This is a genomic window from Oceanicola sp. 502str15, from assembly GCF_024105635.1.
Classification (GTDB): Bacteria; Pseudomonadota; Alphaproteobacteria; order Rhodobacterales; family Rhodobacteraceae; genus Vannielia.
In genome coordinates this window covers 4,129,390-4,155,006 of the sequence record NZ_WYDQ01000001.1, presented here as the reverse complement: position 1 = coordinate 4,155,006, position 25,617 = coordinate 4,129,390, and the positions used below count along the sequence as shown (strand labels likewise).

The window sequence follows — 25,617 nt, the reverse complement described above, 5'->3', positions numbered from 1 at the left end:
CCCTTCGGCGGGCGCAAATCGGCGGACCCGGCATAAAACCCGAAGCTCTGAGACACGCCAAACCTCCGTGGCATACCACGGGCAAAGATAGGAGTGGATCAGATGGACCTGATCGCTGAACTGGAGGCCGAACAGGTTGCCTCCCTCGGGAAGAGCATTCCCGATTTCAAGGCTGGCGACACCATTCGCGTCGGCTACAAGGTGACCGAGGGCACCCGTACCCGCGTTCAGAACTACGAAGGCGTGTGCATTTCCCGCAAGAACGGCGGAAGCATTGCCGGCTCGTTCACCGTGCGCAAGATTTCCTTCGGCGAGGGCGTCGAGCGGGTGTTCCCGCTGCACTCGACCAACATCGACACCATCGAAGTGGTGCGTCGTGGTCGCGTTCGCCGCGCCAAGCTCTACTACCTCCGCTCGCGCCGCGGCAAATCTGCCCGTATCGCGGAAGTCACCAACTACAAGCCGCTCGGCGGCGCTGACGCCGACGCGTAAGGAGCAGAGACATGAAAAAAGACCTGCATCCCGAATATCACATCATCGACGTGAAGCTGACCAACGGCGACGTCGTGCAGATGAAATCGACCTGGGGCGCCGAGGGCGACACGCTGTCGCTCGACATCGACCCCTCGGTTCACCCGGCCTGGACCGGCGGCAACACCCGCCTGATGGACACCGGCGGCCGCGTGTCGAAGTTCAAGAAAAAGTACGAGGGCCTCGGCTTCTGAGCCTGCCTTCAACCGCGAGATCAACGCCGCCCCTTCGGGCGGCGTTTTTCGTTTTCAGACCGGGGGTTTGCACCGGCTGAAGCGCCCCGCTGCCAGCACCCCGCACGCGGTGGCTGATCGCACCGGATCGGGGCGTAAATTTAGTTGCCAAATTTACTAAGAAAAGAAAATTTAAATGCCCGCATCGCCTTTGGATTGTAATTTTCAATCCGCCCCTGTAACTTGGTTCACAGGGTTAACGGAATGGGCCGCGTGCGACGCCTCCGAATTGCTGGTCTGAGAGACGCGCGACGCCCACGGATTGTATGACGAAAACGAGTAACTATAGCGCACGCGTCGCCGTGTTGCGCCGGGCAGAACGTGTGCGTAGCCCGGAATTTGTGGCCCGGATCAGCCTGATGCTGGTCGGCACCGCCGCGGGCACCCTGTTCCTCGATCTTCACTTCCTGCCGTGGTGGCTCGCCGCCTACTACGGGGCCGTCGCGCTCGAAAAGGGCGTGCTGGCGATGTGGTCTGCCGCCAGCTCCCGCGGCTTCTTCGCTCTTCTCGTCGGCCTCAACGCGCTGGTCGCAACCGCCTACGCCGCCCTGCCCACCTACCTCTGGCTGCTGGCCGACCCGGCCACCAAGTTCGGCGCCATGGTGCTGATGGTGGGCGGCGTGCTCAACGTCTTCCTCGTGCGCGCCCGGCTCTGGCAGATCTCGGCGGCCTACATGGTGCCCCTCGGCGTCGCCTTTCTGGTCATCGCCGCAGGCAGCTGGGAGGGCGTGCATGGCGGGGTCCTCTTCCACACCTCGCTGGTCCTCGCCATCCTGATCATTCTCTACTTCCTCGTCGCCGTGTACGAGGCCAATCTCGCCCACCGCAAGCTGCTGGAAACCGAGCGGCAGTTCTTCCAGGCCCAGAAGATGGAGGCCATCGGCACCCTTGCGGGCGGCCTGTCGCACGACTTCAACAATCTCCTCAGCGTGGTGCAGGGCAACCTCGAGCTGATGCAGCTCTCCGACGACAAGGCCGCCCGCGATGCCTGCGCCACCGAGGCCCTCACCGCCTGCTGGCGCGGCGCCGCCCTCACCCGGCAGCTCATGGCCCTCGGGCGCGGCTCGGTGGTCGAGCCCCAGCCCATCGACGCCGCCGAGGCGCTCTACGCGGCCGAACGCCTCGTGCGCCGGGTTCTGCCCGAAAGCATCGGCCTGACCGCCACCACCGAACCCGGCCTGCCGCCCGTTCTCGCCGATGAAACCAACCTCCAGGCCGCGATCCTGAACCTCGCCATCAACGCACGCGACGCCATGCCCGACGGCGGTGCACTGCTCTTCGAGGCCCACCGCCTCACCCCGACCGAGCAGCGCCCCAATTTCCTGCACCATTCCGATTACGTCGCCCTCTCCGTCTCCGACAACGGCGCGGGCATCCCCCGGGAGATGATCACCAAGGTCTTCGACCCCTTCTTCTCAACCAAGCCCGAGGGAAGCGGCAACGGGCTCGGCCTCGCCATGGTCGACGGGTTTGCCCGCAGTTGCGGCGGCCGGGCCCATGCCGAATCGCTGCCCGGCAAGGGCAGCCGCTTCACCCTCTACCTGCCCACGCAGGAGCCAACCCCGGAAATGGGCCTCGCCGCGGCGAGCCAGCTGCCCATCCCCACCGCCGAGCAGGTGCCCCCCGAGGCCGCGCAGCAGGCAGCCGTCTGATCCGCCTTTCCCTTGCAAGGGCCACGCGCACCGCTAGGCTCGCTCCCATGCGCCTCGCCCTGCCCCTCCTTCTCACCGCCCTCGCCCTGCCCGTCGCCGCCCAGCAGGCCGAGCCCACTCTTCCCGCCGACATCTTCGCGCACCTCGCCGCCAACCGCTGGGCCTTCCCCGATGTCGACACCATGCGCTGCGACGAGAACCCCCACACCATCGCCTTCAACGAAGAGCGCAGCCTGTCATGGTTCGACTGGTATAGCCCGATGACCAACTACCTCGGCGAAACCGACCAACAGGGCGTCTATGACGTGATAGAAAGCGACGAGAGCTCGATCACCATGTACCTGCACGACGAGCAGCGCCGCACCGACGAGGGCTCTCCCGTGGTCTGGATCCTGCGCCTGATCGACGGGGGAGAGGCCTATTGCTGGGACCGCACCGACTGGTCGCCGCCCCGCTGCACCCATCTCCACATCCGCTGCCAGCCCCCGGCGCCGATCAGCTGAGGCCGACGTAGGGCGGGACTTGTCCCGCCACCCGAAAAGCGAACCTAACCGCGCAGCGCCTCCGGCAGCCGCACTGGCCGCCCGCCCGTGCCCATGGCCACCAGCGTCACCTGCGCCTCGAACAGCACCGCGCCCGCCCGCAGAACCCGCTGCGCCAGCACCAACCGCGCCGCCGTGCGGCTCGCCACCCCGGTCTCCACCGACAGCCGGTCGCCCATTCGGGCGGGCGCCAGAAAATCCGCCTCGATCCTGCGCACCGCAAAGACCAGCCCGGCCTCGCGCATGGCATTCTGATCCACCCCCAGCCCGGCCACCCAGGCCGAGCGGGCGCGCTCGATGAATTTCAGGTAGTTGGCGTGGTAGACGAAGCCCGAAAGGTCGGTGTCTTCGTAGAAAACCTCGGTCTCAAACAGATGCCCCATCACGTGGCCCCCACCCGCGCCGCCAGCCGCAGCGCATGGCTCGCATCATGGGCGACCGCCGGCATCACTGGGTCGTAGCCCGCCTGGATCACCGCCGCGATCTCGGGCCGAAGCACCGCCTCCCCGCCGGCCAGCGCCAGCGGCGAGGCCCCTGCAAAGGCCGTCTCGCCCCAATCGAGCATCACCCGCACCATCTGGCTCAGGGCAAGGGCCTCCGCCGATTGCGCCCGGTTCGCCGCATCCATCCGCACAAACACAAACCCGGCCCGGATCGCCCCCTCCTTCTCGAACCGCAGCGCCCGGTAGGACGAGGCCTCCGCCTCCTCCAGCCGCGCCACCAGCGCCTCGAGGTCCGGGATCATGCCGCCAAGGTCGGGCACGGCCAGCAGCTCCTCCCACTCGCGGAAGAAAAAGAAGAAAAGGTTCGCCCCCTGCTCGTGGTCCATCTCGGCCATCTTGTGGCCCGCCATGGCCACCAGCGCCTCGCAGGCGCCCTTGACCACCGCCAGCGTCTCCTCTTCCACGCCGAAGACGATCGGCACGATGGGGCGCTGCCAGCGGGCAAAATGGTAGCTCCCGTCGGCGCGGGTAAAGAGGCGGGCAATATCGTCAGGGCTCATGGCCCGCTTTTGCCAAAGAGCGGCAGGCGCGGCAAGTCGGGCGGCAGGCCTCAGCCGCAGCGGGTGTATTTGAGCGGCCCCGGCAGGTCGGTATTGCCATAGGTCCGGCGGATCAGCGTTTCGCCGCCATCCTGCCCGTCGAGGATCATGTCCGAGGTCCAAGTCTGCCCCTCGCCGCTGAAGCTGAAGGTGGCGCGGATCCGGCTGGAATCCCGCTCCTGCACCTCGCCCAGCGTGGCGCGGCTCTCGTAAAAGCTCACGGTGGTCGCCCCCACCGTCATCAGTCCCTTCGCGGCCGCACCGCCCTCGCAATCCAGCGCGGTCAGGCCCCATTGGCCCTGAAGGCTGGCAGGAATGGTGCCGGGCGCAGGCTCGGCGCCGGTTTCGGGCACGCAGGCGGCAAGGCCCAGCAGGGCGGCGGTGGCAAGAATGGTATCACGCATGGAAGTCTCCCTTCAGACCCGCTCAACGTCAGCGCGCCCGACGGGTTCCTCACTCGAAGAGGTCACCCGGCGTGATCGGCGGAGCCATGCCCAGATGCGCCCAGGCCCGCTGCGCCAGCATCCGCCCGCGCGGGGTGCGCTGGATCAGCCCCTGTTGCAGCAGGTAGGGTTCGATCACCTCTTCAATCGCATCCCGGCTTTCGCTGAGCGCCGCTGAAAGGGTTTCCACCCCCACCGGCCCGCCTTGGTAGGCCTCGGCAATCAGGCTCAGGTAGCGCCGGTCGGCCCCGTCGAGCCCCAGTCTATCCACCCCGAGGCGGGTCAGCGCGCCATCGGCAATCGCCTTGGTGATCCGCCCGTCGCCCTCGACCAGCGCAAAATCCACCACCCGCCGCAGCAGCCGCCCGGCAATGCGCGGCGTGCCCCGCGACCGGGCCGCAATTTCGCGCGCGCCCTGCTCGTCGCAGGCGATCTTCAGCAGACCCGCCCCGCGCATGGTGATGCTGTGCAGCTCGTCCACGGTGTAGAAATTCAGCCGCGTCGGAATGCCGAAACGGTCGCGCAGCGGGGTCTGCAGCAGCCCGAGCCGCGTGGTCGCCCCCACCAGTGTGAACGGCTCCAGCTCGATCCGCACAGAGCGCGCCGCCGGCCCCTCCCCGATCACCAGATCCAGCGCAAAATCCTCCATCGCCGGGTAGAGCACCTCCTCCACAACCGGGTTCATCCGGTGGATTTCGTCGATAAAAAGTACATCCCGCGGCTCGAGATTGGTGAGGATCGCGGCCAAATCGCCCGCCCGCGCCAGCACCGGCCCCGAGGTCATCCGAAAGCCGACGCCCAGCTCCTTCGCCATGATCTGCGCCAGCGTGGTCTTGCCAAGGCCGGGGGGGCCGTGAAACAGCGTGTGGTCCATCGCCTGCCCGCGCCGCCGCGCGCTCTCGATGAACACCTTGAGGTTGGCCCGCGCCTCCGCCTGCCCGGTGAAGTCATCCAGCGTTTCGGGGCGCAACGCGCCCGAGGCGGCATCCTCTTCACGCGGCTCGGGGCGCAGGGTGGGGTCCGGCTCTGCCATCTCAGCCCTTCGGCGCCAGCAGCTTCAGCGCCGCGCGGATAAGGTCGTTCGCCCCCTCGCCCTCCGCCTGCGCCACCGCCTGCGCGGCCTCGCCCTGACCGTAGCCAAGGTTGACCAGCGCCGAGAGCGCATCGGCCTGCGCTTCTGCCCGGCCACCCGCCACGGGCGCCGAGGCGGCCGCGCCGGCAGCAGGAGCCGCATCGGCCTCCACCACCTCCAACGGCTCCGGCGTGAGCGCGCCGCCTCCAAAGCTGCCCATCGCCATTACGCCCGCGGCCTTTTCCTTCAGCTCGTTCACCACCCGCGCCGCCAGTTTCGGCCCCACGCCCGGCGCCGATTTCACCGCCGCCGCATCCCCCAGCGTAATCGCCCGGCCCACACCCTCAGGCCCCAGCGTGCCGAGGATCGCCAGCGACACCTTCGCTCCAACCCCCTGCACCGAGGTCAGTAGCCGGTGCCATTCCTTTTCCAGCAGGGTCGGAAAGCCGAAGAGTTGCAGGTTGTCCTCGCGCACCAGCAGGTCGGTATAGAGCGCCACCGCCTCGCCCGGTCCGGGCAGCGAGGCCAGCGTCCGCTCGGACACATAAACAAGGTAGCCCACCCCGCGCACGTCGATCAGCACATGATCGGAGGCGCGGTAATCCAGCCGTCCGGCGATCCGCCCGATCATCCCGCCGCCCTCAGCGCCGCGGCCAGCTTCGCCGCCCCCGGCCCGGAATGGTGCGAATGGCAGATGGCAATCGCCAGCGCATCGGCGGCATCCGCGCCCGCAACCTTCGCGCCGGGAAAGTAGTGCGCGACCATATGGGCGATCTGCCCCTTGGCGGCGTGCCCTGTGCCGACCACAGCCTTCTTCACCGTGTTCGGCGCATATTCTCCCGGGGCCAGCCCGGCCTCGGCCAGCACCAGCAGCGCCACGCCGCGGGCCTGCCCCAGCTTGAGCGTGCCCTGCCCGTCGCGGTTCACGAAGGTTTCCTCGATGGCCGCCGCCTCGGGGGCATATTGAGCGATCACATCGCTGAGGCCCCGAAAGATGGATTGCAGGCGCAGCGCAAGCGGCAGGGCAGAATCACTGCGGCAAATCCCGTTGGCCACATGCACCATCCGGCTGCCCTCGGCCTCGATCACGCCCCAGCCCAGGTTGCGCAGGCCCGGATCGACCCCGATTATCCTCATGCTCGCCCTCTCGAATGCCCGCATTTCGCGACGCTTTTGAAAGAGCTAGCACGAAACGTGAACAGTCCCAAGCGCGAAAAGTTTTCATACTGCCGTCACATTGCGCGCTTCCCGGTTCATTTCCGACATTTCGGGCCGCCAAAGTGTCGCTTTTCGCCCAACGAGCAGAGCCGTTAACCCCCTTTTAAACAAGGCTCAAACGGCCCCGAGAAGCCATGCACAAAGCGCATGGCGGACATGTTTTCACTCTGCTTGTTTTTTAAACAGCAGACCTCTAACTGAGCCTCACAGCGCGGCGAAAGTGAAACGTCGTGCCCCCAGTTATCCGTGCCACGATGGAGTTTCCGATGGCCTACTTTGACCCGACCGCTCGCGCCACCGGCAGCACTCTCGCCGGCAAGATCACCCGTTTCCTGACCCGTCCCACCGGCATTATCGCCGAGTGGAACGACCGCCGCGTCACCCGCAAGGCCCTCTCCAAGCTCACCGACCGTGAGCTGGACGATATCGGCCTGTGCCGGGGCGACGTCGAGGCGCTCTGAACACGAACTCTCCCTGTCAGAAATGACAAAACTTCAGGGGCGGCACCGCAGGGTGTCGCCCCCTTTTTTGTTCGCCCTCCCCGGCCTTGGCCCACAAAAAAGGGCGCCCCGCAGAGCGCCCTTTTCCACATATTCCAGCCCGGTCAGGCCTTCTTCAGCGAGTCCCGGATCTCGAGCAGAACGTCCAGCTCGGAGGGGCCGGTTTCAACTTCCGGCGCCACTTCCTCGGGCTTCTCGGCCAGCGACTTCACCTTGTTGACGTAGCGCACCAGCATGAAGACCACGAAGGCGATGATCAGGAAGTTGATCACGGCCATTGCGAAGGAGCCCCAGGCAAACACGTTCGCACCACCCTCACGCGCCGCTTCCAGCGAGGTGCCCTCGGCCACCTCGCCGCTCAGCACGACGTAGTTGTTGGTAAAGTCCAGACCGCCGGTGAAAAGACCGATGATCGGGTTGATAAGGTCGGCCACCATCGAGCTGACAATCGCGGTAAACGCGGCACCGATAATGATACCCACCGCCATGTCCATCACATTGCCCTTGGCAATGAAGTCCTTGAATTCTTTCATCATGTTCTTGGTCCCTCTCGCAACTGTTCGTGCGCACTTGTTATGCCCCACCTGAGGCTGGCGGGCTTGTAAACAATTTCGACTGATTTTTCAGCTTTTTTTCCGGGCCACTGACGCTACGTAGCCAAAAAGCCATAACTCAGGGACCAAGACATGACAGACCTCTCCGACTTCCTCGTCACCAAACGCTGGCCGGTGGAAGACTCCTCCAAGCTGCAACTCTTCTCCTTCCCCACGCCCAACGGCCGCAAGATCGGCATCGCGCTGGAGGAGATGGGCCTGCCCTACGAGGCACACCGCGTCACCGTCTCCGACAAGGACGTGAAAAGCCCCGAATTCCTCAGCCTGAACCCCAACAACAAGATCCCCGCCATCATTGATCCCGACGGCCCCGGCGGCGAGCCGCTGGCGCTTTGGGAGAGCGGGGCGATCCTGATCTATCTCGCTGAAAAGACCGGCAAGTTCTATGGCGCCCCCGGCACCGGCAAGCACATCGTCAACCAGTGGCTGATGTGGCAGATGGGCGGCCTCGGTCCGATGCTGGGACAGCTCGGCTACTTCGTGAAGTTCGCCGGCTCCGAGATCGAAGACCCCCGCCCCCGCGAGCGTTTCATCAACGAAGCAAAGCGCCTGCTCGGCGTGCTCGACGGTGCGCTCGAGGGCAAGGACTGGGTCGCGGGCGACTATTCCATCGCCGACATGGCCATCGTGCCCTGGCTCATGGGGCTGGAGTTCTACGGCGCCGAAGATCTCGTCGGCCTGCCCGACCTCAGGAACGTCACGGCCTATATCGAGCGCTTCAAGGCCCGGCCCGCCGTGCAGGCCGGCCTCAACGTTCCGCCGCGCGAGGGCTGAAGCCCGCAACGCCGCAACACCAGATGCGTGGATGGGCCGCCTAGCGGTGCATCCACGTCCGGCGGAAGCTGTCGACCGATTTCATCAGGTTGCAGGCCGCCGCGAGGCGGGTCACGGCCGGGCGCGGAAACAGCCGCACATGCCGCCGCCCCTCCACCATCAGAAGCCGATACCGATACTGCGTGCGCCCGCCCGAGGCTTCCTGCGTCAGGGTGATCTTGCCAAACCGCGTTTCTGTATCCACCACCATCCGGCAACTCCGCCCGGCCCCGCCCGAGCGGGCGCAGGTGCTCGCCGTGTTCTTGGCCGTCCACGGATAGGTCTTGCCGTCATGGGTCAGGTGGATGGTGTCGAGGTAATGTTCGTCCAGATATTCGAAGGCCCCCGCGTCGGCAGGCAAGCCCGTCAACTGGTCGAGTGGCGCATCGAGATCGCGGAACATCCCCTCCGAAAGGGGCAATGAAATATCGCAGGCCGTGACGGGTGACGCCAGAAGGGCGATGCTGAGCGCCGCAGCCGATAATCGGGCCATAAAGGGCCTCCTTGAAACCAATCAGGTTTCAAACGCTTGGCACGGCCCCTCGGTTCCATGCAATCGGCATCTTTTTTCGGGCACCCCAAAAGCCGCGCCCGGGGGCCGCGCGATCAGCCGCGCAGCACCCCGCCCGTGGCCTTGCTCACCTTCTCGACCACCTTGGCCGAAACCCCGGCAATATCGTCGTCGGTCAGCGTCTGCTCGCTCGGCTGGAGCCGCACGGTGATGGCAAGGCTCTTCTTGCCCTCCCCCAGCGAACCGCCGATGAACTGGTCGAACAGCCGGACATCCTCGATCAGCGCCTTGTCCGCCCCGCGAGCGGCATTCATCAGGTCCATCGCGGCCACGCCCTCGTCGACGACGAAGGCAAAGTCGCGCTCGACGGCCTGAAGATCGGCCAGCACGACCGCCCCGCGCGACGCGCCCTTGGCCTTCTTCGCCGGCACCGCCTCGGGCCAGATGGTGAAGCCCACGGCCGGGCCCTTCACGTCCATCTCCCGCAGGATGCGCGGGTGGATCTCGCCGAAGACCGCCAGAACATTCTTGCCCAGCGCCATCACCGAAGAGCGGCCCGGGTGCCACCAGTCGCTCGCCTCGCGGCGGAACTGCACACGCTCAGGCGCACCCAGCGCCGCCAGGACCGCCTCGCAATCGGCCTTGGCGTCATAGACATCCACATCGCGGCGGGCGCCAAAGCTGTCACGCGGGCCGGTCGCCCCGACCAGAAGGCCAGTGGCCAGCATGTGCTGCTCGCCCGGCTCCCCGCCGTGAAAGGCCGCGCCCACCTCGAACAGCGCCATGTCGGAGAAACCCCGTGCCTGGTTGCGGGCCGCGGCCTGCAACAGACCGGGCAGGAGCGCGGGCCGCATATGGCTCATCTCCGACGAAATCGGGTTCTCCAGCCGGCTGGCCGCATCGCCGCCGTTGAACAGCTTGGCCGTCGCCTCGTCGATGAAGCTGTAGGTCACGCATTCGTTGTAGCCCAGCGCCGCAATCGTGCGCCGCGCCGCACGCTCGCGCTGCTGGCTCTCGGTCAGGATCGGCTTGGGCACACCGGGGGCCACGCGGGCCATCGGCTTGCCGACAAGGCCGGTGAGCGAGGCAATGCGGGCCACCTCTTCCACCAGATCGGCCTCGCCCTTCACGTCGGGCCGCCAGCTCGGCACCTGCGCCATGTCGCCGTCCATCACGAAGCCCAGCGCCTCAAGCGAGGCCCGCTGCGTGGCTTCCGAAATGTCCATGCCCACCAGCGACGAGCACCGCGCGGCATCGAGCTTGTAGGCCCGGCTCACATCCGGCACCTGCCCGGCTTCGATCAGCTCGGAGGGCTCACCGCCGCACAGCTCGAGGATCATCGCCGTGGCATCATCCACCGCCTGCCGGTTGTAGCCCGGATCAATCCCGCGCTCGTTGCGATAGCGCGCGTCGGAGTTCACCTTCAGCGCCCGCCCGGTCAGCGCGATCTGGACGAAATCCCAATAGGCCGCCTCCACGATCACATCCACCGTCTCCTCGGTGCAGCCCGACTCCTCGCCGCCCATGATCCCGCCAATGCTTTCCACGCCCTTGTCGTCGGAAAACACCAGCGCGCCCTCGGGCATGGCATAGGTCTTGCCATCCAGCGCCAGCAACTCCTCGCCGCCCTTGGCGCGGTGGATCAGCAGGTCGCCCTGCGCCTTGCCGCCGTCAAACACATGGAGCGGGCGGTTGCGGTCGAAGGTGAAGAAGTTGGTGATATCCACCAGCGCCGAAATCGGGCGCAGGCCGATGGCCCGCAGCCTCTTTTGCAACCATGCCGGGCTGGGGCCGTTCTTGACGCCGCGGATGTAGCGGCCCTGAAACACGTGGCAGCCGTCCGCCGCCTCGGGCGAAATGGTCACGTTCACCGGGCTGGCGAACTTGCCCTCGATCCTGTGCTGCTTCAGCGGCTTCAGCGTGCCCAGCCCCCGCGCGGCGAGGTCGCGGGCAATGCCGTGCACGCCCAGCGCATCGGGGCGGTTGGGCGTGATCGCGATCTCGATCACCGGGTCCACCGCCTCGGGGCGGTTGGCAGCAAGCCAGTCGGTGAACTTCTCGCCCACCTCCCCGCTCTCCAGCTCGATGATCCCGTCGTGCTCGTCGCTCAGCTCCATCTCGCGCTCGGAGGCCATCATCCCGTGGCTCTCGATGCCCCGGATCTTGCCGACCTGAATCGTGGTGTCGATCCCCGGCACATAGGTGCCCGGCTTGGCCACCACCACGGTGATCCCCTCCCGCGCATTGGGCGCACCGCAAATGATCTGCTTCTCGCCCTCGTCAGTCGCCACGCGGCACACCTTAAGCCGGTCGGCGTCGGGGTGCTTCTCGGCGGCAAGCACCTTGCCGATGGTAAAGGCCCCGAGCTTCGCGGCGGGGTCTTCGACCCCCTCCACCTCAAGGCCGAGGTCCGTCAGCGCATCGAGAATGCTATCAAGGCTCGCATCCGTTTCCAGGTGCTCCTTGAGCCAGCTCAGGGTGAATTTCATCGGGTCGTCCTCTTGGGTGTCGGGCGCGGTTTAGCGCATCGGCCCGAGCGGGGAAAGGGCGCGGCGCCATGGCCCGCCTCAGCGCTCGATCCGCTCGGCCAGGGTTTCATATTCGCCCATTCGCAGCAGCTTGATCTCGCGCGCCAGCCGGATCGCGGGCTTGGCCAGAAACAGCACTGAGCCCACAGTGAACAGCCAGATCGCCGGGGTCTCCACCGAGGGCCAGAAAAACAGCACCGACCCGACCAGAAAGCAGATCGCCGCCCCGAAATCGACCGCCGTATAGGCCAGCTCGTAAAGCGCGTAGACGCGCCGCGTGTGGTGGTTTCTTTCGCGGTTCTCATGGCGAAACAGCTTCATCCCCGGTCTCCCTTTCTGGCGCTTGCCCCCCTTATCGGCCCGCCGCCTTCGACACAAACCTGCCCCGTTTGCCAAAATTTCGCCACATTTGCGCCCTATCACGGGCATGAACCGGTGGGGGCCGATTCTACTGACGGATATTTGGGGGTTCCAATGCTGTCGTCCGTTCTCGACTCCCTCGGAGGTTTTCTCCGCCCACTTGCTATTGCTGTGCTCGTGATCATCGGGCTCGGGTTCGTGTCAAACGGCCCCGACGGTTCGGGAGCCAACTCCTGCCGCCAGCTCACCGACAACATCGAGCTCAACCGCGCACTCTGCCGGATGAACCCGGCGCGTCTGTGGAATACGCCGGTGGCCGACCTCATCCCCGGCCTGCGCCCCGAAGGCGCGGCCAGCAAGGAAGAAGCCGCCACCAACTAGGCGTGCCTCCCCGCCCCGCTCCAAGGCCGATTTCCCTCGTTTCCGGCCTCGGAGCGGGGCGGGCACTTTTCAATCCCGAAACAATCCCGCCATTCCACCCGGCTTTGTTTCCGAAATTTTACCTAAAACTTGCCCTGATCCCGCCCCATTTCGCCGGCTAACTGACCCTGCGACATCCCGGAAAGGGAGCGCAAAGAGACCCGTGCAAGCCGGAAAACCGGCACGCGGACAGTGCAAGGACGAGCAGATGCAAACCTATCTCAAGACCGCAGCAGGCGGTGCACGTTTCCCCGTGCTCGTTGTGCTGACACTCACCGTCGCGGCCCTTCTGGCCGTGCCGGTCCTCGACGCCAAGGCGATCAGCCTGGCGCGTGGAACCATCATGGACGTGATCGACCAGGGGTCGGTGACATTCGTGAAGGGTTATCTGCCCGACTGAGGCTTCGGGTGGGGGCAAAAGCGCGGGCGTGGCGGTGTTCCAGGGGGCTGGATATCGCCGCGCCCTCTTTGCTGTCCGCTGGGTGGGGGCAACCCACCAATCGACCCGCCCGCTCCGCCGGTAGGGTGGGTGAAACCCACCAATCCCCTTACCGCGACACGCCCGCGTGCAGCGTCGGCACGTCAAGCGCCGCAAAGCCGTAGTGCCGCAGCCAGCGCAGGTCGCTCTCGAAGAAGGCGCGCAGGTCGGGGATGCCGTATTTCAGCATCGCGATCCGGTCGATCCCCATGCCGAAAGCAAAGCCCTGCCATTCGTTCGGGTCGATCTTGCCCGCCCGCAGCACATCCGGGTGCACCATCCCGCTCCCCAGAACCTCCAGCCAGTCGTCGCCCTCGCCCACCTTCACGGTGCCGCCCTCGAAGCTGCACTGAATGTCCACCTCCGCCGAAGGCTCGGTGAAGGGGAAGTGGCTGGCGCGGAAGCGGGTCTTCACGTTGGTCCCGAAGTAGGCCGTGAAGAACTCCTCCAGCACCCACTTCAGGTTCGCCATCGAGATGTCGCGGTCAATCGCCAGCCCCTCGACCTGATGGAACATCGGCGTATGGGTCTGGTCGTAATCGGCGCGATAAACCCGCCCCGGGCAGATGATCCGCGTCGGCGCGCCGCCGGCTTCCAGCGAACGGATCTGCACCGGGCTGGTGTGAGTGCGCAGCACGTGAGGGGGGCGGTTGTCGCCCTCTTCCCGCGCCATGTAGAAGGTGTCCATCTCGGCCCGTGCCGGGTGGTGGCCGGGGATGTTCAGCGCATCGAAGTTGTACCAGTCGGTCTCGATCTGCGGGCCCTCGGCCACGGCAAAGCCCATGTCGGCAAAGATCGCCGTGACCTCTTCCGTCACCTGGCTCACCGGGTGGATCGTGCCCTGACGGCGCGGCCGGCTCGGCAGCGTCACGTCCAGCCACTCCGCCTTCAGCCGCTCGTCCAGCGCCGCATCGCCCAGCGCCGCCTTGCGGGCGGCCAGCGCGGCGTTGATCTCGTCCTTCAGCGCGTTCAGCGCGGGACCGGCCACCTGGCGCTCTTCCGGGGTCATCTTGCCCAGCTCGCGCATCTTCAGCGAAACCTCGCCCTTCTTGCCCACGGCCGACAGGCGCAGCTCTTCCAGCGCCGCCTCGTCGGTGGCTCCGGCAATCGCCTCAATGTATTTTCCGCGCAGCTCGTCCATCAGCGGGGCCTCCTTTGGTCCGCCGCTTGCTACTCCCCCGCGCCCTCACGTGCAAGCCGGGAACCATCGCCGCTCGGCCCACGTTGGTTTGCTGAAAGGACCGACGATGCACGCCCAAGCCAGCCAGACCGCCCTCTCCCCCGACCACACCCGCCACCAGCCCGACACGCGCACCAAGGGCAAGGCTCGGCTCTACCGGATGGCCACCCCCGATCACCTCTGTCCCTTCGGCCTGAAATCCAAGGCCATGCTCGAGCGCTGGGGCTACGAGGTCGAAGATCACCTCCTCACCACCCGCCGCGAAACCGACGCCTTCATGGCCGAGCACGGGGTCGAGACCACCCCGCAAACCTGGATCGGCTCCGAGCGGATCGGCGGCTACGACGACCTACACGCGTTCTTCGGCATCCCGCTCCGCGGCGAGGACGAGAAAACCTATCAGCCCGTCATCGCCACCTTCGGCATGGCCGCCGCCATGGGCCTCGCCATCTCGTGGCTCCACCACGGCGCCCTCACCGGCGCGGCGCTGGTCTATACCATCGCCGCTGCCATGTGCCTGCTCGCCCTGCAAAAGCTCCGCGACGTCGAGAGCTTTTCCACCATGTTCCTCGGCTACGACCTGCTCGCCCGGCGCCGGGTCGAATACGCCTATGCCTACCCCTTCCTCGAAGGCGCCGCCGGCGTGCTCATGCTCGCGGGCATCGCCACATGGGCGGCGGCCCCCATCGCCATCGTCATCGGCGGCATCGGCGCGGTTTCCGTCATCAAGGCGGTCTACATCGACAAGCGCGATCTGAAGTGCGCCTGCATGGGCGGCGGCTCCAACGTGCCGCTCGGGGCGGTGTCGCTGACCGAGAACGTGATGATGTTCTGCGTCGGCCTCTGGATGATCCTACAACCCCTGATAGGCATCGCCGGATAGCCACTCACCCCCCGGTTTGGCGATTCTCCGGCGCCTCCCCCGCGACCCTCCCGATCGGGCCCTGCGAGGGCTTCAGGAGCCGCTTTTTCTCCACAAGCCGCGCGGCCCCTGCCCACACCTCAAGGTCGCAGCCGAAGGCCCTGCCCGCAAAGGATTAATCCCGCAGGTGGCGCCCCGTCAGGCCACCGCCCGGCTCAGCCCGCCAAAAGTTATCCCCGGTTAAATATCCGCTCCCCTTGACGCTGGGTTAGACCTCCCCCAAACGCCATGGTAAACTTACTAGATGTTGTAGGCACATAATTCCGCTGCCACGGAATATTGCGGTGCCCGCGATATTGTTGTGAAAGGTCCCTGGGGGTAACGATGAGCAAGTTTGGTAAGAATCCGACCGTTTTGAGCCGGGTGGCCGTGCCTGCCGGCAGCGCGGCCTTGGCGGTCGTCGCGGTCATGGTGGCAAACTCGATGGGTGGGTTCTCCGGCAAGTCCGAAGCCTCCATTTCGGCGCTCGACGAGCTGGCCGCCGCAGTCGCCGCACTCGAGGCCCGCACCGCCCCCCAGCCGCTCGTGAGCCCTACCGCCCTGCGCGCCGCAACCGAGGCTCCCGCTCCCGCCACCCCGGCCCCGGAAAAGACCGACCTCGCCGCCCTCGCACCCACCCGTGGTCTCGAGCTCACCCTCGCGCCCGAGGCCCCGGCAGAGCCTGCCCCCGAGGTCGCCGCCACCGCGCAGCCCGAGCAGGACGGTGCCCCGCTTCTCCTCCCCGTCGAGGATGCGCTGGCACAGGTGCAGCCCAACATCACCTGGTCCAGCATGAACCCCGCCAACCAGGCGCCCACCACCGAGGACAAGCTGGCAGAACTGGTCGCCGCCAGCGCCTCGGTCGAGCTGCCCACAGAGCCGCAGGACGATGCCATTCTCGACCTCGAGCAGCAGATCGACCTCGTGATGTCGCTGGCAGCCCAGGCCGATGCCCATGACGCGGCACATGACGAGACGCAGGGCGAAGAACACGCCGCACTGGCCGGAGAAGGCCATGACAGCCACGGCGATGACCACGGCATGATGGAGATGATGGCCCCCGACCCCAGCCTCTCCAAATGCACCAACGAGATCAAGGCCATGGCCCATCGCGCCCAGATCCACTTCGAGCCCGGCTCCACCGAGCTCGACTCCCGCGGCCGCGCCATCGCCCTCATCCTCGCCCGCAAGGCCGCCGACTGTCCGCAGGCACGGATCACCATCGAGGGCTTCGCCGACCCCTCGGGCAACTACAAGCTCAACACCCGCATCGCCCTCGCCCGCGCAGAGAACACGCTGGCACATTTCAGCCGCCTCGTGGGACGGACCGAGGGGTTCTCGGCCAAGTCCCACCTGACCGGCGAAAGCCACCCCGATTTCTGCCCGCATTACGACGTGGTCGACCGCCGGGTTCAGTTCATCGTCGAAGAAGCCGAGATGTCGCTGGCACAGGCCGACTGACACCGCACCTCACAGCGCAAACACCGCCCGCTCCCGCTGCGGGCCTTCTACCCCGCCCCCGCCAGCACAACAAAAAAGGCCGCCCCGAAGGGCGGCCCTTTCAAATTCTCTGCGTCCGGCCTCAGGCCAGAGCGGCTTTCGCCTTGTCGACGATACCGCCGAAGGCCTCGGGCTCGTGCACGGCCAGATCGGCCAGCACCTTGCGGTCAACCTCGATACCGGCCAGCGACAGGCCGTTGATGAAGCGCGAGTAGGTCAGGCTTTCATCATGGCTGCGCACGGCGGCGTTGATCCGCTGGATCCACAGCGCACGGAACTGGCGCTTGCGGTTCTTGCGGTCGCGCGTGGCGTATTGGTTTGCCTTGTCGACGGCCTGCGTGGCTGTCTTGAAGTTGGTAGACCGGCGACCATAGTAGCCTTTGGCGGCCTTGATTACCTTCTTGTGGCGGGCGTGGGTGGTCGTGCCACCTTTTACTCGGGACATATCTCTGGCTCCTCAGCGGGCGTAGGGCATCATTTTCTTGACGATTTTCTCGTCGGCGTCGCTCATCACGGTGGTGCCGCGCGCATTGCGGATAAACTTGTTGCTCCGCTTGATCATGCCGTGACGCTTGCCCGCCTGGGCCGTCTTGATGCGGCCATTGGCCGTCACCTTGAAGCGCTTCTTGGCGCTCGATTTCGTCTTCATCTTGGGCATTTGCCATCTCCATGAGTTGGTCGTATTTGCGCAGGAAGGCATGCCACTTTCGGCCCGCCCGCGCGGATGAGAGGTGGCGTATAGGGGCGAATCCCGCATCTGGCAAGGGGTTTCATCGCGTCGGGAGCCTCGGGGGCCATGCCCGCCCCTGTCGCCCGCCACCATCTGTGGCACCATGCGCCGGCACGCATGATTCGAGGGAGCGACAATGCAGCACCAGGACCAGACCTACGAGGGCTTTTCCGGCACCATCGTCACCGACCCGGCCCACAGCGGCCCGCGTCCCGGCGTTCTGGTCTTCCATTCCATCGCCTGGCGCGGCCCGATCGAGATGGCGGCCGCCGAGCGTCTCGCCGCCATGGGTTATGCCGCCTTCGTGGCCGACACCTACGGCAAGGCCCCCGACGGCCCCGAAGAGTGCCGCACCCTGATGAACGGCCTCAACGCCGATCGCTCCGAACTGCGCCGCCGGATCGAGGCGGCCCTCGACTGGATGCGCGGCGCGGGCGAAACCAACGGCAACCACGCCGCCATCGGCTTCTGTTTCGGCGGCAAATGCGTGCTCGACCTTGCCCGGATGGGCCATGAAGATGTGAAGGCCGTCGCCAGCTTCCACGGCCTCTTCGACAAACCCACCTGGCCCGGCGCCCCGCGCTTCCCGGCCTCGGTCCTCGCGCTGCACGGCTGGGACGACCCGCTGGCCACCCCCGAGCAGACCCTCGCCCTCGCCGCCGAGCTCGATGCGGCAGAGGCCGACTGGCAGATCCTCGCCATGGGCGGTGTGGGCCATGCCTTTACCAATCCGGGCGCAAACGACAAGGCCGGCGGCAAGCACTACGACGCCCGCGCCACCGAACGCGCCTGGGCGGCGGCGGCGCAGCTCTTCGCAACGACGCTCTAGTTCACGATGTCGCCGACAACCTTCATGAACACCTCGGGCGCGCCGCTCACCGAGTAGCCGCCGGGCTTCTGCAGCACCGCGACCGAGACCAGCCCCGCCGATATCAGCACCATGATCGCAGCCGCCCGCGGCGGGCGGCTCTCCGAGAACGCGCCGATCAGCGCCGGGATCGCCAGCAGACCGACCACCATTCCGATAACGAAAATCACATCGGGATCGATATTCACCCTGTCACTCCTTACCTGCTCGCCACGCGTCTTGCCTCAGCGGAAACTATCCGGGCACCGCGCAGAAAAATCAATCGTCCTGCGCGGTCGGCCGTTCAGGGCATGGCTCGGGTGGCGCGGCGATCACTCCGGGTCAGAGGCAAAGATCAGCCGCTCGGCGCAGGGGGCGACACGCAGGATGTTGGTGGAGCCGGGCACGTTGAAGGGCACACCGGCGGTCACCACGATCTGGTCGTCCTCGGTCGCCAGTCCCAGCTCGCGGGCATTGCGCGCGCCGCTGACAACCGCCTGCTTGAACCGCTCCAGCCGCGCCGTTACGGCGCAGGTGCAGCCCCAGGTCAGGGCCAGCCGGCGGGCGGTGCCGATGTTGTTGGTCAGCGCAAGGATCGGCACCCGCGGGCGCTCGCGCGCCACCAGCGAGCCGGTGGTGCCGGTCTGGGTGAAACAGGCAATCGCCTTGATCTCGGTGGCCTCGGCAATCTCGCGGGCCGCGCTCACGATGCCATCGGCCACGGTGGAGCGCTCGATCCGCCGCGCCGCCTCGATCACGTCGCGATAGGTCGGATCGCTCTCCACCTCCTGCGCCACGGCGTCCATCGTCTTGACCGCCTCGATCGGATACTGCCCCGCCGCGCTCTCGGCACTGAGCATGATCGCATCGGCGCCCTCGTAAATGGCGTTCGACACGTCCGAAACTTCGGCCCGGGTCGGCATCGGGCTGTCGATCATGCTCTCCAGCATCTGGGTCGCCACGATCACCGGCTTGGCCGCAGAGCGGGTGGTGCGCACAAGGCGCTTCTGGATCGGCGGCACCATCTGCACCGGCAGCTCCACGCCAAGGTCGCCCCGGGCCACCATGATCCCGTCGCTGACCTCCAGAATTTCCTCGAAGGCCTTCACCGCCGCAGGCTTCTCGATCTTCGACAGGATCGCCGCCCGGCCCTTGGCCAGCTCGCGGGCCTGCAACACGTCTTCCTTGCGCTGCACGAACGACAGCGCCAGCCAGTCCACACCAAGCGCGCAGACGAATTCCAGATCCTTCAGATCCTTCTCGCTCAGCGCCGCCAGCGGCAGCACCACATCGGGCACGTTCACCCCCTTGCGGTTGCTGATCGTGCCGCCCGCAATCACCTCGCAATCCGCGTAATCGCTGCCACATGCCGTCACCTTCAGGCGGATCTTGCCGTCGTTGACCAGCAGGTGCGATCCAGGCTCCAGCGCATCGAAAATCTCCTTGTGCGGCAGGCAGACCCGCGAGGAGTCGCCCTCCGCCGGGTCGAGATCGAGCCGAAAGCTCGCGCCCTCCACCAGCTCTTCGCTGTCGCCCGCAAAGGTGCCAACCCGCAGCTTGGGGCCCTGAAGGTCGGCCAGAATGGCAATCGGGCGGCCCACGTCCTTCTCGACCTGCCGGATCATCGCATGGCGCGCCTTGATCTCGTCGTGCGAGCCGTGGCTCATGTTGAGCCGGAACACATCGGCCCCGGTCTCGTGCAGGGCACGGATCATCTCGTAGGTGTCCGAGGCAGGGCCCAGCGTGGCCACGATCTTGACGTTGCGGTTGCGTTTCATCTCGTGGCTCTCCTCATGGCGTCTCCGACCCGTGTTAGCGCTAAACCCGAGCAACGGGAAGGGGCCGCGCGCATGGTTGCGCTGGCATACCCGTCGCCTCTTGCCTATCAGAGCGTGATCCGAAATCAAAACACCGCCATGACATATCACCCCTTTTCCCTGTACGGACAGGCCCGCCCCGGGCGCTGGTGCGTAACTTGTGACCACGCAACAAACTTCGTGCCCGCCGAGGTGAACGGCGGCAGCCTCGGGCTGCCCGCCGCCGAGATGGCCCGCCACATCGCCTTCGACCCAGGCGCCGCCGGCGTGACCCTCGCGCTGGCCGAGGCGCTGAACGGGCCCGCGATCTGCTCCAACTTCTCCCGGCTGGTGATCGACCCCAACCGCGGAGAAGACGACCCGACCCTGCTGATGAAGCTCTATGACGGCACCATCATTCCGGGCAACCGCGCCGCGGGCCCCGAAGAGCTGGACCGGCGCAAGACGCTCTGCTACCGGCCCTACCACGACGCGCTCACCGCACTGCTCGCCAGCCGCGCGGCTCCGGTGCTCTGCTCGATCCACAGCTTCACCCCCAAGCTCAAGGGTCGCCCGGCCCGACCCTGGCAGATCGGCGTGCTGCACTCCCACGTCGACCCGGTGCTGGCCCATGCCCTCATCGCCCGCCTGCGCCAGGAGAGCGACCTCGTGGTGGGCGACAACGAACCCTACGGCGGCCACCTCCCCGGCGATGCGGTCGACCGCCACGCCCTGCAACACGGCCGCCCCAACGTGCTGATCGAACTGCGCCAGGACCTGATCGAAACCGAGGCCCAGCAGGCGGCCTGGGCCAAACGGCTCGCCCCCATGCTGGAAGACGCACTGGCCACCACCGGGCTCTGAGCTACCTGCCCCCAAAGAGGAGAAAGATCATGGACACCGCAACCCGCACCGAACTCGAAGCCGCCGCCTTCCGCACCCTGCAAAAGCACCTGATGGAAAAACGCCCCGAGGTGCAGAACATCGACCTGATGAACCTCGCCGGCTTCTGCCGCAACTGCCTGTCCCGCTGGATGCAGGAAGCCGCCGCCGAACGCGGCATCGAGATGGGCAAGGAAGAGGCCCGCGAGTTGTTCTACGGCATGCCCTACGACGACTGGAAAGCGCAGAACCAGGGCGAGGCCAGCGACGCGCAGCAGGAGGCCTTCAAGAAGTCCTTCGACGAGAACGTCACAAAGGGCTGACCCCGGGGCGGGCTGTCGGTGGCCTCGCTGCGCTCGGCAGAAGCAAACCGCCACGCCCCGCGCCTCCCCGCCGACTCACGGGGTGAACCGCGGCACCAAAAAAGAGTTGGGCCTCCGGCGGGAGATATTTGAAGCAAGAAAATGGACAATTCGATTCAAATTGTCCCCGCCCCGCTCCATTTTCTTGCTGCAAATATCTCCACGGGGGTGTGGGGGTGTGAAACCCCCACGGCGCAACACCAAAGCCGGGCGCCCCGCTCAGTCGTAGACGCCGCCCTTGTCGACCTTCTTCGAAAACGCGGTGTCCTCGCCGGCAGCCAGCAGCTTTGCCTGCTCCACCCAGTTGTCGCGGCTCACACGGCCCTTGAAGCCGATCAGGTTGGCATTGACCCAGGCCACCTCCTGCGAGGTCCAGCCCGCGATCTGGTCGTAGTGGAAAAAGCCCATGGAGTGCAGCAGCGCCTCCAGCTTCTTGCCCACGCCCTTGATCTTCTTCAGATCATCGGCACCGCCCTCGCGCGGCGCGTCCAGCGTGGCGGGGGCAGAGCCCTCGTCCTGGCCTTCCTGCACACCGTCGCCATCGTAGTCGGGCGCGCCCACCGGGTCGGCGGGGGTGCCGGAGGTTTCGTCGAAGGCGCGGATCTCGTCGTCATCGGCCTCGAAGGCGGCCAGCGGGGCGGTGAAGGCCGCCTTGCCGCGCAACTCGTCCAGCTCGCCCTCCATTTCCTTCATCCGGACGTCTTTCTTTTCGCCATCGCTGCGGCAGCGGTCCAGCCGGGTGGCGAGCTCGTCGCGCTCGGCCCGCAGCCGGTGCTCGTTGGCCACAGCCTGGTCGAAGGCCACGCGATCCACCTCCTCGCCGTCCCCGGCCTCCACCGGCACCGATTTGCCCCAGAAGATCCAGCCCGCCAGCAACCCCACCAGCGCGGCGAGGATCAGCAGAAACCAGATTTCGGTGAGCAGAAAGCCCCAGTTCTGAAACATCTCGCGTCCTTCTCTACTCTCGCCAGTCGAGGGTTGTGCGGCGGTTTGCGGCGCGTCCCTCTTCGGTCTCGTTGTCGGCCACCGGCTGCTCGGCGCCGTAGCCCACGGCACTCAGGGCCGCCTGCGGCACGCCGCGTGCCACCAGGGCGGCGGCCACCACCTCGGCGCGACGCTGGCTCAGCGCCTTGTTGCTTTCGGGATTGCCGGTGGCATCGGTGTGCCCCCCCAGCTCCAGCACCATGCCCGCCTCGGCGCAGGCCAGCGCCACGGCAGCCACGCCGTTGACCGCCCGGAACGAGGCCGCATCCAGCCGGAACGCCCCGGTGACAAAGCCGATCCGCTCGCCCTCCAGCGCCGCTTGGGTCGCCGCGTTGCAGCCCGCAACCGTGGTGTCGAGACCCTCGACCACAGGCAGCCAGACCCCGCCCGAAAGCTGTTGCTGCTCACCCGTCGCCGGATTGCTGCGCCGCGCACCTTCCGCAGCCTCAGCCTGCGCCACCGCCAGCGTCACCGCGCCGCCCAGTGCCTCGGTGAGGCGTGCCTGAAGCAGCTCGCCATCCACGCCCGGGCTCGCGGTCACATCGGCGCTCACCGTGCCATCCTCGGCCAGAACCAGCGCCACCTCCTCGATCTCGCCCAGCCAGGGGCCCAGCGCCGCCAGCGCGCCCCGCATCGCCTCGGCCCCGGTGTCATCGTCGCGCGATTGTCCCGGCGTGCCGCTCAACTGTCCAAGCCCGGCGAGCTCGGCAATCTCGGTCGGGGTCAGCCCGGCAGGCAGCTTGCCACTCAGGCTGCCGCCATTCGTCACCGCGTAAGAAAAGGTGAAGGCCGGCGGTGTTCCGTCCTCCACCAGCTCCAGCGCCAGAGCGGGCGCAAACCCCTCGGGCAGCGCCGAAAGCGCCGCCTCCGCCTCTGCCGCCATGGCGGGGTCATCGGCCTCGCCCTCAAGCTCCACCGCCCCCTCGCGCACCGTCAGCCGGCCCGAGTTCAGCACCGCGAGCGCCGCCAGCCCCGGCGGCACCGCATCGGCAAAACCCTGCGCCTCGCCGCCGATCCGCGCCACGCTCACCCCCTCCGTCGCCAGCGCCGCGACTCCGGCGGCAGCGCCGTAGTCGAAGCCCTCCAGCACGGCGGGCACCTTGCCACTTGCGCTCCACGCGCCTTCCGGCGACTTGTCGACCACCAGTGCAAAGGGCTGGCCATCATCCTCAACGTCGATCTGGATCGACACCGGCACCTGCCCGGCCACGGGGGCCAGCGCCGCCTCCGCCTCTTCGGCCTCGTTCGGCGTGGGGGCCAGCGCCACGAAATCCAGCCCCGCCTCGCCCAGCGCCACCTCGGCCGTCTTCATCGGGGCAATCGCCTTCAGCGCCGCCCGTGCGAGGGAGGAAAACACCTCCTCCTCCGCGCCGATCCGGGCCACCACAACCTCGCCCCGCAGCGGCTGCCTGGCCAGCGCGCCAAGGTCATCGTCCTGCATCGCGGCGGGCAGCTTGCCGCTTGCCTGAAGGCCGCCGGCGGATTTCACGAGGCTGAGGGCAAAGGGCTTGCCGTCATCGTTCAGATCCAGCTCGACCATCGGAGACACCGCCTCGGGCAACCCCTCCAGCTCGGCCCGCGCGGCGGCGGCGGCGCTCGGGTCGGCGGCAAGGCCGGTCAGCGCCAGCGTCTTCCCCTCGATCCGGAGCCGCCCGCGCATCAGATGCGCCAGCGCCATCATCCCGGCCTGCGCAGCCCCGGCAAAATCCGCCTCGCCCTGTCCGATCTTCGACACGGTGATATCCCCCGCCACGGGTGCCCCGTAGGCGGTGTCGAGGTCGAGCGGATCGACCGAAAGCGGCAGCTTCCCGCCCTGCCATGTCACGTTGCCGTCCTCGGCCTCGATATCGAGGGCAAAGGGCGCGCCATCATCCAGCGTCGTCAGGTCGGTCTCGGCGCTCCAGCCCTCGGGCAGCACCAGCAGCGCGGCCTCTGCCGCCCCGGCTTCCTTGGGCGTGGTCGCCACGCCCGAAAGCACTATGGACTGCCCCTCCACCGTCACCTCGCCGCGTTCCAGAGGCGCAAGGGCCTGGGCCGCAACCATTGCCGCATCGCCCCAACCGGCGGGGCTGCCCGCGGCAAGGGTCAGACCGCCCGCCGCCTCGGCACCGATTTCTTCCGACAGGGCAGCGCGCGCCGCCTCGCTGGGCACATTGCCCTCCCACACCGGGCCACCCGGCCCGCGGGCCCCGTGAAGCCTGTAGGGGTCGGCCAGCGGCAGGATCTCGGCCTCAGAGCGCACCACGCGGCGCCCCGGCACGGCGTCGAGCGCCGCCATCACCCGGCCATGCTCGGCCTCGCCATCCGCCATCCCGGTCAGCACGATATCGCGCCCGCGCACTTCGGCCGCGAGTCCGTGCACCGCGCCCTGCACCGCCGCAGCCGCCTGTTCGCCTACCCGGTCCTCGATGGAATGGGCCGGGCGTGCTCCGGCATAAAGCCCCAGTGCCAGCACGCCTCCCACCAAAACTGCACCGCCCAAGAGCTTGCGCACGTCAAAAAATCTCCCGGTTCTCAAATCCACGCCTCGGCGTTGCCGCATGGTGACCGCAAGCGCCCGGGCATTGCAAGACCAAAGCCCGAAGCGTACCGGCGGCAGGGCGGGTGAAACCCGCCATTCGCCTCAAACGGCGGCCTTGCGCATCTCGTCGATGTAGATCTCGCGCAGACGCGTGGCCACCGGGCCGGGCGCGCCCTCGCCCAGCTTGGCGCCGTCGATCTCGACCACCGGCATCACGAAGGCCGAGGCCGAGGTGATGAAGGCCTCGTCCGCGTCTTGCGCCTCTTCGATGGTAAAGGGCCGCTCCTCCACCTTCATCTGCGCCTCGCGGGCAAAACGCAGCACGGCGGCGCGGGTGATGCCATGCAGGATCTCGGTGCCAAGCTGACGGGTGATGATGGTGCCGCCCCGCACGATATAGGCGTTGTTCGAGGTGCCCTCCGTCACCTTGCCGTCTTCCACCATCCAGGCGTCATCGGCCCCGGCCTTCTTGGCCGCCATCTTGCCCATCGAGGGGTAGAGCAGCTGCACCGTCTTTATGTCGCGCCGCCCCCAACGCTCGTCGGGGATGGACACGATCCGCACGCCCTTGCCCGCCGCCGGGCTGTCGGCCACCTGCTTTTCCTGATGGAACAGCACGAGCGTCGGCTTGGTGCCCTCGGCCGGATAGGCAAAATCGCGGTCCGCCGCGCCGCGCGTGACCTGCAGGTAGATCAGCCCTTCCTCAAAGCCGTTCCTCGCGATCAGCTCGCGGTGGATCTCCAGCAGCTCCTCCTCGGTGCAGGGCGCGGTCATCTCCAGCTCAGCCATCGAGCGCCAGAGACGCTTGGCGTGGCCGCCGAAATCCACCAGCTTTCCGCCCAGAACGGTCGTCACCTCATAGACACCATCGGCAAAGAGAAACCCCCGGTCGAAGACCGAAACGCGGGCCTCCTCTTCCGGCAGATACTCTCCGTTCACATAGACGATCCGGCTCAT

The 25,617-nt window shown here is 66.9% G+C and carries 31 protein-coding genes; 13 read left to right on the top strand and 18 right to left on the bottom strand.

Annotated features, from left to right (window positions below; genetic code table 11):
• Positions 1–102 precede the first annotated feature (102 nt).
• From rplS to GTH22_RS20470, 4 genes are all read left to right on the top strand, one after another.
• Entirely contained in the window at positions 103–492 is a 390-nt protein-coding gene (gene rplS, locus GTH22_RS20485) for a 50S ribosomal protein L19 (RefSeq protein ID WP_252947451.1), read from the top strand.
• Positions 493–503: 11 nt separating this feature from the next.
• Positions 504–725 carry a 50S ribosomal protein L31 gene (gene rpmE / locus GTH22_RS20480; protein ID WP_252947450.1) on the top strand — a complete coding sequence of 74 codons (222 nt, stop codon included), beginning with the start codon at positions 504–506 and terminating at the stop codon, positions 723–725.
• 380 nt (positions 726–1,105) lie between these two features.
• Complete coding sequence (locus GTH22_RS22305) at positions 1,106–2,416, top strand: ATP-binding protein (protein WP_252947449.1); 1,311 nt, start codon at positions 1,106–1,108, stop codon at positions 2,414–2,416.
• Between the two features lie 47 nt (positions 2,417–2,463).
• Complete coding sequence (locus GTH22_RS20470; RefSeq protein ID WP_252947448.1) at positions 2,464–2,919, top strand: hypothetical protein; 456 nt, start codon at positions 2,464–2,466, stop codon at positions 2,917–2,919.
• Between the two features lie 44 nt (positions 2,920–2,963).
• On the opposite strand, the gene GTH22_RS20465 is transcribed toward GTH22_RS20470, so the two are convergent.
• The 6 genes from GTH22_RS20465 to ruvC are packed head-to-tail and all read right to left on the bottom strand — an operon-like array spanning position 2,964 to position 6,652.
• Complete coding sequence (locus tag GTH22_RS20465) at positions 2,964–3,341, bottom strand: YbgC/FadM family acyl-CoA thioesterase (RefSeq protein ID WP_252947447.1); 378 nt, start codon at positions 3,339–3,341, stop codon at positions 2,964–2,966.
• Positions 3,341–3,961: a hypothetical protein gene (locus tag GTH22_RS20460; RefSeq protein WP_252947444.1), complete on the bottom strand. Its 621-nt coding sequence runs from the start codon at positions 3,959–3,961 to the stop codon at positions 3,341–3,343. Before GTH22_RS20460 ends, GTH22_RS20465 begins: the two co-directional genes overlap by 1 nt.
• A 50-nt stretch (positions 3,962–4,011) precedes the next feature.
• A complete protein-coding gene (locus GTH22_RS20455) occupies positions 4,012–4,404 on the bottom strand; it encodes a hypothetical protein (protein ID WP_252947443.1) in 393 nt (130 codons plus the stop codon).
• 49 nt (positions 4,405–4,453) lie between these two features.
• The gene (gene ruvB / locus GTH22_RS20450) at positions 4,454–5,476 is read right to left on the bottom strand and encodes a Holliday junction branch migration DNA helicase RuvB (RefSeq protein ID WP_252947441.1); all 1,023 of its coding nucleotides are present in this window, start codon (positions 5,474–5,476) and stop codon (positions 4,454–4,456) included.
• 1 nt (position 5,477) lies between these two features.
• A complete protein-coding gene (gene ruvA / locus GTH22_RS20445) occupies positions 5,478–6,146 on the bottom strand; it encodes a Holliday junction branch migration protein RuvA (protein ID WP_252947440.1) in 669 nt (222 codons plus the stop codon).
• Positions 6,143–6,652 carry a crossover junction endodeoxyribonuclease RuvC gene (gene ruvC, locus GTH22_RS20440; protein WP_252947438.1) on the bottom strand — a complete coding sequence of 170 codons (510 nt, stop codon included), beginning with the start codon at positions 6,650–6,652 and terminating at the stop codon, positions 6,143–6,145. The genes ruvA and ruvC overlap by 4 nt, the downstream gene beginning before the upstream one ends.
• 347 nt (positions 6,653–6,999) lie before the next feature.
• On the opposite strand from ruvC, the gene GTH22_RS20435 reads away from it, so the two are divergent.
• Entirely contained in the window at positions 7,000–7,194 is a 195-nt protein-coding gene (locus GTH22_RS20435) for a DUF1127 domain-containing protein (protein WP_252947436.1), read from the top strand.
• Between the two features lie 143 nt (positions 7,195–7,337).
• On the opposite strand, the gene mscL is transcribed toward GTH22_RS20435, so the two are convergent.
• Positions 7,338–7,769, bottom strand: coding sequence for a large conductance mechanosensitive channel protein MscL (mscL, locus tag GTH22_RS20430; RefSeq protein WP_252947434.1), 432 nt, complete (start codon positions 7,767–7,769; stop codon positions 7,338–7,340).
• 150 nt (positions 7,770–7,919) lie between these two features.
• Here mscL and GTH22_RS20425 point away from each other — a divergent pair, with 150 nt between their 5' ends.
• The gene (locus tag GTH22_RS20425; protein ID WP_252947432.1) at positions 7,920–8,621 is read left to right on the top strand and encodes a glutathione S-transferase family protein; all 702 of its coding nucleotides are present in this window, start codon (positions 7,920–7,922) and stop codon (positions 8,619–8,621) included.
• A 40-nt stretch (positions 8,622–8,661) separates the two neighbouring features.
• On the opposite strand, the gene GTH22_RS20420 is transcribed toward GTH22_RS20425, so the two are convergent.
• The 3 genes from GTH22_RS20420 to GTH22_RS20410 form a co-directional block, all read right to left on the bottom strand.
• Positions 8,662–9,153 carry a hypothetical protein gene (locus GTH22_RS20420; protein ID WP_252947430.1) on the bottom strand — a complete coding sequence of 164 codons (492 nt, stop codon included), beginning with the start codon at positions 9,151–9,153 and terminating at the stop codon, positions 8,662–8,664.
• Between the two features lie 113 nt (positions 9,154–9,266).
• Positions 9,267–11,660 (bottom strand): phenylalanine--tRNA ligase subunit beta, encoded by a 2,394-nt coding sequence (gene pheT / locus GTH22_RS20415; RefSeq protein ID WP_252947428.1) that lies wholly within the window; start codon positions 11,658–11,660, stop codon positions 9,267–9,269.
• A 78-nt stretch (positions 11,661–11,738) separates the two neighbouring features.
• The gene (locus GTH22_RS20410) at positions 11,739–12,020 is read right to left on the bottom strand and encodes a YrhK family protein (protein WP_252947426.1); all 282 of its coding nucleotides are present in this window, start codon (positions 12,018–12,020) and stop codon (positions 11,739–11,741) included.
• Positions 12,021–12,230: 210 nt separating this feature from the next.
• Between GTH22_RS20410 and GTH22_RS20405 the strand changes: the two genes are divergently transcribed.
• Together GTH22_RS20405 and GTH22_RS20400 are read left to right on the top strand one after the other, a co-directional pair.
• Positions 12,231–12,440: a hypothetical protein gene (locus tag GTH22_RS20405; RefSeq protein ID WP_252947425.1), complete on the top strand. Its 210-nt coding sequence runs from the start codon at positions 12,231–12,233 to the stop codon at positions 12,438–12,440.
• A gap of 247 nt (positions 12,441–12,687) precedes the next feature.
• Entirely contained in the window at positions 12,688–12,879 is a 192-nt protein-coding gene (locus GTH22_RS20400; RefSeq protein WP_252947424.1) for a hypothetical protein, read from the top strand.
• Between the two features lie 148 nt (positions 12,880–13,027).
• Here GTH22_RS20400 and pheS read toward each other — a convergent pair whose 3' ends face one another.
• Entirely contained in the window at positions 13,028–14,098 is a 1,071-nt protein-coding gene (gene pheS, locus GTH22_RS20395; protein ID WP_252947423.1) for a phenylalanine--tRNA ligase subunit alpha, read from the bottom strand.
• A 106-nt stretch (positions 14,099–14,204) separates the two neighbouring features.
• Here pheS and GTH22_RS20390 point away from each other — a divergent pair, with 106 nt between their 5' ends.
• Complete coding sequence (locus GTH22_RS20390) at positions 14,205–15,020, top strand: MauE/DoxX family redox-associated membrane protein (protein ID WP_371928376.1); 816 nt, start codon at positions 14,205–14,207, stop codon at positions 15,018–15,020.
• Between the two features lie 363 nt (positions 15,021–15,383).
• Positions 15,384–16,499 carry a hypothetical protein gene (locus GTH22_RS20385; protein ID WP_252947422.1) on the top strand — a complete coding sequence of 372 codons (1,116 nt, stop codon included), beginning with the start codon at positions 15,384–15,386 and terminating at the stop codon, positions 16,497–16,499.
• A 121-nt stretch (positions 16,500–16,620) separates the two neighbouring features.
• Here the strand turns inward: GTH22_RS20385 and rplT are convergent, their stop codons facing one another.
• Together rplT and rpmI are read right to left on the bottom strand one after the other, a co-directional pair.
• On the bottom strand, positions 16,621–16,983 hold the full coding sequence (rplT, locus tag GTH22_RS20380) for a 50S ribosomal protein L20 (RefSeq protein ID WP_252947421.1): 363 nt from the start codon (positions 16,981–16,983) through the stop codon (positions 16,621–16,623).
• 12 nt (positions 16,984–16,995) lie between these two features.
• Entirely contained in the window at positions 16,996–17,196 is a 201-nt protein-coding gene (gene rpmI / locus GTH22_RS20375; RefSeq protein WP_252947420.1) for a 50S ribosomal protein L35, read from the bottom strand.
• Positions 17,197–17,404: 208 nt separating this feature from the next.
• Here rpmI and GTH22_RS20370 point away from each other — a divergent pair, with 208 nt between their 5' ends.
• Positions 17,405–18,097 (top strand): dienelactone hydrolase family protein, encoded by a 693-nt coding sequence (locus tag GTH22_RS20370; protein WP_252947419.1) that lies wholly within the window; start codon positions 17,405–17,407, stop codon positions 18,095–18,097.
• Here GTH22_RS20370 and GTH22_RS20365 read toward each other — a convergent pair.
• Together GTH22_RS20365 and pyk are read right to left on the bottom strand one after the other, a co-directional pair.
• The gene (locus GTH22_RS20365) at positions 18,094–18,324 is read right to left on the bottom strand and encodes a hypothetical protein (protein WP_252947418.1); all 231 of its coding nucleotides are present in this window, start codon (positions 18,322–18,324) and stop codon (positions 18,094–18,096) included. The genes GTH22_RS20370 and GTH22_RS20365 overlap by 4 nt on opposite strands.
• Before the next feature lie 123 nt (positions 18,325–18,447).
• Entirely contained in the window at positions 18,448–19,893 is a 1,446-nt protein-coding gene (gene pyk, locus GTH22_RS20360) for a pyruvate kinase (protein ID WP_252947417.1), read from the bottom strand.
• A gap of 138 nt (positions 19,894–20,031) precedes the next feature.
• Here pyk and GTH22_RS20355 point away from each other — a divergent pair, with 138 nt between their 5' ends.
• Positions 20,032–20,775, top strand: a complete 744-nt coding sequence (locus tag GTH22_RS20355) for an N-formylglutamate amidohydrolase (protein ID WP_252947416.1) — start codon at positions 20,032–20,034, stop codon at positions 20,773–20,775.
• 29 nt (positions 20,776–20,804) lie between these two features.
• Positions 20,805–21,116, top strand: coding sequence for a DUF1244 domain-containing protein (locus GTH22_RS20350; RefSeq protein WP_252947415.1), 312 nt, complete (start codon positions 20,805–20,807; stop codon positions 21,114–21,116).
• A 258-nt stretch (positions 21,117–21,374) separates the two neighbouring features.
• Here the strand turns inward: GTH22_RS20350 and GTH22_RS20345 are convergent, their stop codons facing one another.
• The 3 genes from GTH22_RS20345 to GTH22_RS20335 all read right to left on the bottom strand — a co-directional run bounded on the left by GTH22_RS20345 (position 21,375) and on the right by GTH22_RS20335 (position 25,617).
• Positions 21,375–22,100, bottom strand: coding sequence for a hypothetical protein (locus GTH22_RS20345; protein WP_252947414.1), 726 nt, complete (start codon positions 22,098–22,100; stop codon positions 21,375–21,377).
• A 13-nt stretch (positions 22,101–22,113) separates the two neighbouring features.
• Positions 22,114–24,633: an OmpA family protein gene (locus GTH22_RS22300; protein WP_252947413.1), complete on the bottom strand. Its 2,520-nt coding sequence runs from the start codon at positions 24,631–24,633 to the stop codon at positions 22,114–22,116.
• Between the two features lie 129 nt (positions 24,634–24,762).
• Entirely contained in the window at positions 24,763–25,617 is an 855-nt protein-coding gene (locus tag GTH22_RS20335; RefSeq protein ID WP_252947412.1) for a D-amino-acid transaminase, read from the bottom strand.